The following is a 6,062-nucleotide window of genomic DNA, read 5'->3' as shown; positions in this document are numbered from 1 at the left end:
AAGTGAATATGTGATTGAGTACTATACAGGGGAACAAATCCCAACAGTTCCAAGCAATCCAAATCGTGTCAAAGACGAAACAGACCATCCATTTAACAATCCAGCTAACTGGAAAGAAGTCAGCAACCTAACCGTTGAAGAACCGGTAGCAGCTGGTAAGATGAATCATTTCAGTTTTGATAAAGTCGACACCTATGCTGTTCGTATCCGTATGAAGACGCCAGAAGGTAAGCGTGGAAGCTCTATTTCAGAGATTCAGATCTTTGCCAATAAGGTTGCGGCAGAAGAAAAGAGCCAGTTGACCATTCGCGTCAATGGCGATGTATTGCCAGGTGTCAACCCAAGTGTGACCGATTACTACATCGATGCGCGTGATCGGGCTTATCCACAAGTGGAAGCGACAGCTAGCCATCACGGTCTTGCAACGGTTGTGCCAAGTGTCCATGAAGGTGAGCCAATCCGTGTCATCCACAAAGCGGAAGATGGCACCATCTTACAAGAATACCGCCTCCATCTCACAAGCGATGCAGAAAAACTGAAACAAGCTGTTCCAGTAGCAGTAGAAGCAGGCAGACGTTTTGTGAAAGTCGGTCAAGATCTGGTTCTACCATCTACCGTAGGTGTCTACTTCCAAGGGGATACAGGCTATGAACGCAAGGAACTTACGGTGGACTGGAAGCCTCTACCAGCTGATGCGCTTTCTCACGAAGGTAGCTTCACGCTGGAAGGAAAAGTCATTGGCTATGATCTGACAGCTCAGCTGACCGTCCGGGTGTCCGAAAAGACAGGAGAAATCCTCTCTGTGAACCGTGACTACAATGCAGAGGATACCAGAGCATTTGCTAGTGAAACCAACGATCTCGATCCAAATCAAATCGACTATATCGATTACATCAACGATGGTGGCTACAACGAATACTATCGCTGGACTAACTGGAAGAGGGAACCGGATCAAACCGAAGCCTTTGCTGGTCTCATCTTCAAGAAAAATGGTCAAGTAACAGAGCGTTTGATCAATAAAGTAGCGGTCGACTTCTTTGCAGATCAGGAAACCGGTCTGCCAACGAAAACGGTTCTTGAACGCTACATTGGTCCAGACTTTGATGTTCCGGATGATTATGGCAATCTGAAGAATCTTCCAGATCATCCATTTAACCAGGCCTCTAACTGGGAAGAAATCCCGTATAGCTTGGATTATGCCTTTGAACCTGGTTATATCTCTAACCTCAGCTTCAACGAAACCAGAACTAAAGCCATCCGTTTAAGAATGGTCCGTGATGAACATCTAAAAGGAATTGGAATCGTTGAATTGAGCGCCTATGCTCCAACAGAAGAGGCCCAGGCAACAACTGATGTCACGATCCAAGTGAATGGCAAAGACCTAGAAGGCTTTAAACCAGATGTGACAGATTATCATCTAGAGTATGAGGGAGAACGCCCAATCGTTTCAGCACAAGGCAAGAATGGAACAGCCGTTACGGTCGTGGATGCTAAAAGTGCCAATGCCCCTGTTCTTGTCAAGGTTGTCTCAGAAGATGGCAAGCTCGAAAAAGTATATCAACTTTCTCTCTCCGCAAAAGCACCTATAGGCTCAGCCATTCCTGAAGAAGGGGTTAAGAATCTGGTTCATACCAAACCAGAGTTGGTGATTGAGCCAGAAGAGATGGACTTTGAACGCTTAGAACGTCCAAATGCGGATCTTCCAAAAGGTGAGAAACGTGTGGTTCAAGAAGGTCAAAAAGGCCGCAAATTGCGCTTGGTAGAAGTTTCTCAAGAAAATGGTGTGGAAAGCCGGAAGGAACTAGATGCCTTTGTAGAGCTAGATCCAGTGGCAGAAATCACAGAGGTGGGCACGAAAGAAGTACTTCCAGACACTCCACAACTAGAGCCACAACCAGAGCCACAACCACAACCGCTTCCGAACCCAGAACCACAGCCACTTCCGAACCCAGAGCGCCCTCATGTCTCAGAAGGACCAGTAGCTACCGCAACTCCTCAAACATCTCTTGAGGTCAAAGCGACACGTCAGGAAGGGACAGATGCAGTAGTGAAGAAAGTCGAGAAAACAGCTCAAACGCCAGCAGTTTCAGCTGCTCCAGTTTCCGAAGGTAGATTACCAAATACAGGAACGGAAGAAAGCGTCGCAAGCCTCGTTGCTGGAATCCTAGCGGCAGGCCTTGCCAGTGCTGTGCTGGACGATCAGAAAAAAAGAGCCAAAAAGGCCAAATAAAATAGCTAGAGAAACTAGCAAAAAACGGTGAAAAGTTCACAGGTAAAAGAAGGAGGATGGGGAAGCCCCACCCTCTTTACCTGGTGACATAAAGGAATAGAATATGGGAAAAAGATTAGTTGATCAGAAAAATCGATTTGGCATTCGTAAACTCTCAGTAGGCGTCTGCTCGGTAGTAGTAGCGACTTGTTTTTTGGGAGTGACTACCAGTTACGCAGAGGAACAAGCTGAGAGGAGTGAACCACGTGAAGAACGGGTCGACACAAGCGATGTCGATCACCAAGGAAAGGAGGAGAAAACTATGATAGAGAACCAAGAAGAATCAGAACATTCCTCACCAGCAACTAGCGAGAAAGAGAATCGCGCGGTCGGTCAAGGAACAGAAGCCACTCAACCTATCACTTCTCTAGACGAGGAGACTGAGATTGCGGATTACGGACCACTTCCAAGTAAGGCTCAGATGCAATATCACCGCGAAGAACTAGCGGCTTTCATCCACTTTGGGATGAATACCTACTACGATCGGGAGTGGGGAGATGGGCAAGAAGACCCTTATGATTTTTATCCAGAGCATCTGGATACCGATCAGTGGATCAAAACCCTGAAAGATGCTGGCTTTAAACGGACCATCATGGTCGTCAAGCACCACGATGGATTCCTCTTGTACCCATCCAAATACACCGACCATACCATTGCCAAAAGCGGTTGGAAGGAAGGAAAAGGCGATGTCCTAGCCGAGGTTTCTGCTTCTGCCAGCAAGTATGACATGGATATGGGGGTCTACCTCTCGCCTTGGGATGCTCACAGCCCGCTCTACCATGTGGATACAGAGGACCAATACAATGAATACTATCTCAACCAGCTCAAAGAAATCCTTGAAGATCCAAAATATGGAAATAAGGGCAAGTTCGTAGAGGTCTGGATGGATGGAGCGCGTGGCGATGGGGCTCAAAAGGTCACCTATACCTTTGACAAGTGGTTTGATGCCATTCGTAAGGCCCAAGGGGATATTGCTATCTTCTCAGCTGAGCCGACCAATGTTCGTTGGATTGGAAATGAAAAGGGGATTGCTGGAGATCCGGTTTGGCAAAAGGTCAATCCGGATAAGATCCGCAACAATCCATCTAATAGCTACCTCAATCACGGGGATCCAGAAGGGAAGCAATACTCAGTGGGAGAAGCCGATGTCTCTATTCGCTCCGGCTGGTTCTACCATGACAATCAAGAGCCTAAGTCCTTGCGCGAATTGATGGACATTTATTTCAAATCGGTCGGTCGTGGGACCCTACTCTTGCTTAATATTCCACCCAACCAAGATGGGAAATTTGCGGATGCCGATGTAGCCCGTTTGAAAGAATTCCGTCAGACCTTGGACCAACTCTACAGTGTGAACTATGCGGCAGGAGCTTTGGTAGAAGCTGACTCAACACGACGCAATCCGCTCTACAAGGCCAGCCATTTGACAGATGGCGATGAAAAGACCAGTTGGGCTCCGGCTGATGATGCCAAGACCGGATCTTTTGTTCTCGATCTTGGAAAAGAACAGCATTTTGATGTGGTAGAGCTCAAAGAAACCATCGAGAAAGGCCAACGGATTTCTGGCTTCACCATTGATGTGGCAGTGAATGGGCAATGGGTTCCTTATGGAGCTGGCTCAACTGTGGGATACCGCCGATTGATCAAAGGGCAACCAGTTGATAGTCGCTATATCCGGGTGTCCATCACTGATGCCCAAGCCACTCCAATCTTGAACGGTGTCTCTGTCTATAAGACACCAGCCAGCATTGAAGAAACCGATGGCTATCCGCTTGGTTTGACTTATCATTCCGACCGGACAGCAGAGCGGGCCAATGGCCAGTGGAATGAAGAGGGAGAAGGCGTCCGAGGCACCTCTATATGGACCAAGGAAAAAGGAGCTTCGGTGACCTATCAGTTTGAAGGCACCAAGGCCTATGTGGTCGCAACTGTCGACCCTGGTCATGGGGAAATGTATGTCTATGTCGATGGCCAAAAGCTAGCGACCGTCAATACCCAAAGCCCAAGTCGCAAACGCAGCCAAAAGGTCTATGAAACACCGGACTTGGCAGCAGGATCCCACACCTTGACCTTGGTCAATAGCAAGGGAGATGCGATCGCAACGGAAGGGATTTATGCTCTCAATAACCAAGAAAAGGGGCTCTTTGAATTTGCTCAGCCAATCCTAGCCGTTAAGAAAGGCGACCCAGCGCAAATCCTCGTCAAGAGAAAAGGTGGCTCTAAAGGAAGTGCCAGTCTTAAATTGATCACAGAACCAGGAACAGGGGTTCATGGCAAGGTCTACAAAGATACCAACGTCACCCTTGAGTTCGCAGATGGCGAGACAGAAAAAACAGTCCAAGTTCCAACCCTTGATTTTGCAGGAAAAGCGACCGACGTCTATGACTTTAAGGTCAAATTGTTGCATCCGGATCAAGGAAGTCTGGTCGGCTTTATTCCAGAACTGACAGTCCAAGTGATGAACGAGGACCTGCTTCCAGAAAATCGCAAAGAAGTAGATGACCAAGATCCAAAACTGCATTACAGTGAGGGTTGGCAGCACGAGACAGACAATCAAAACTTCTCAAATGGCACAGAATCTTGGTCTAGCTTTAACCAAGTGACCGATGAGGAAGGCAAGAAACACATTGAAGTGACCATTACCTTTAAGGGCACTGGTGTGGAGGTCCGAGGAGTAGTCGACCCAAGTCATGGTCTCTACAGCGTCACCCTGGATGGAAAAGAAATGGCCTTCGAAGAAGGTCGGGGCCATGATTATGAGATCGAAGGCGATCATTATTTCAGTGGCTATGGAGACCAACGCAAGCTCGACCAGAGTTTGGTCAATCTGCAAGGCCTAGCAAAAGGCTACCACCAACTACGCTTGCATCTAGATCCAACCCTCAATGACCCTCAGTCATCTAGAGCTATCCAAGTAGACCGATTTATCCTCTCAGGGAAAGATAGTCAGTTGCTCAGTCAAGAAGAGTTGCAACAGATCATCAGAGAAGGAGTAGAAAAGATCAAGGCTACTTCTCTCGATCGCTTGAAAGCAGATCTCAAACCGATGGTTCAAGAACAATTGACGGACTTGACTCAGTTGTTGGATCAAGAGCGACCAGATTTGGTTGCTGCAGCTAATCAAGTGGAGGCACTTGAAACCATCTTAGAAGATACTCACAATTATGAACCGCTGACGCAGACACGACCAGAAGAAGGTGTTCGGGATTTGATTCTTGAAAAACCAGAACTTCTCATCGAAGCGGAGGAGATTCCATTTGAGAGTCAAACACGTGAGAACAAGGACTTGGCCAAGGGCGAGAGCCGGATCCTTCAAGCAGGGAAGGTCGGACGCCGGCTGAAATTGATCGAGGTTCGACAAGAAGAAGGCAAAGAAATTCGGACAGAAGTCGATGCCTTTGTCGAAGTGGAGGCTCAGGACCAGATCACAGAAGTTGGAACGAAGGAAGCGGAAGAAAGTCCGTTGATAGCTGATATGCCGACTCCAACCACTCTTGTAACTCCAAGTAAGGTGCAACCAGAAGTTGCGACTCTTTCTCAAGCTGAAGACAAAAAAGAAAAAGAAAGACCAGTTCTCTTGCAACCGAAAACCTCAGAAGCAGTTTCTGTTTTGACTTCAGACCATCCAGAAAAAGAAGGTGTTGAAAGTCCTTCTCTACAATCGGAAGGAAAACTTCCTCAAACCGGTACAAAAGAAAGTGGTTTCTTTGCTTGGTTAGGCCTTCTTGGTCTAGGATTCTTGGGCGGAGGCGCCAAATTCGCTCGTCGCAAAGAGTAGTTCATTCTTGTCATAAGA

Annotated in this window: 2 protein-coding genes; both read left to right on the top strand. The window is 47.5% G+C overall.

The genetic code is table 11. The features are described 5' to 3' along the window. A partial coding sequence (locus SPADD19_RS08945; RefSeq protein ID WP_128861629.1) for a G5 domain-containing protein occupies positions 1-2,230 on the top strand: 2,230 nt, incomplete at its 5' end. Positions 2,231-2,333: 103 nt separating this feature from the next. Next, entirely contained in the window at positions 2,334-6,044 is a 3,711-nt protein-coding gene (locus SPADD19_RS08940) for an alpha-L-fucosidase (RefSeq protein WP_061455827.1), read from the top strand. Positions 6,045-6,062: the final 18 nt, after the last annotated feature.

This window comes from Streptococcus parasanguinis, from assembly GCF_001578955.1.
Taxonomy (GTDB): Bacteria; Bacillota; Bacilli; order Lactobacillales; family Streptococcaceae; genus Streptococcus; species Streptococcus parasanguinis_U.
This window is presented reverse-complemented; position numbering and strand designations above follow the sequence as displayed.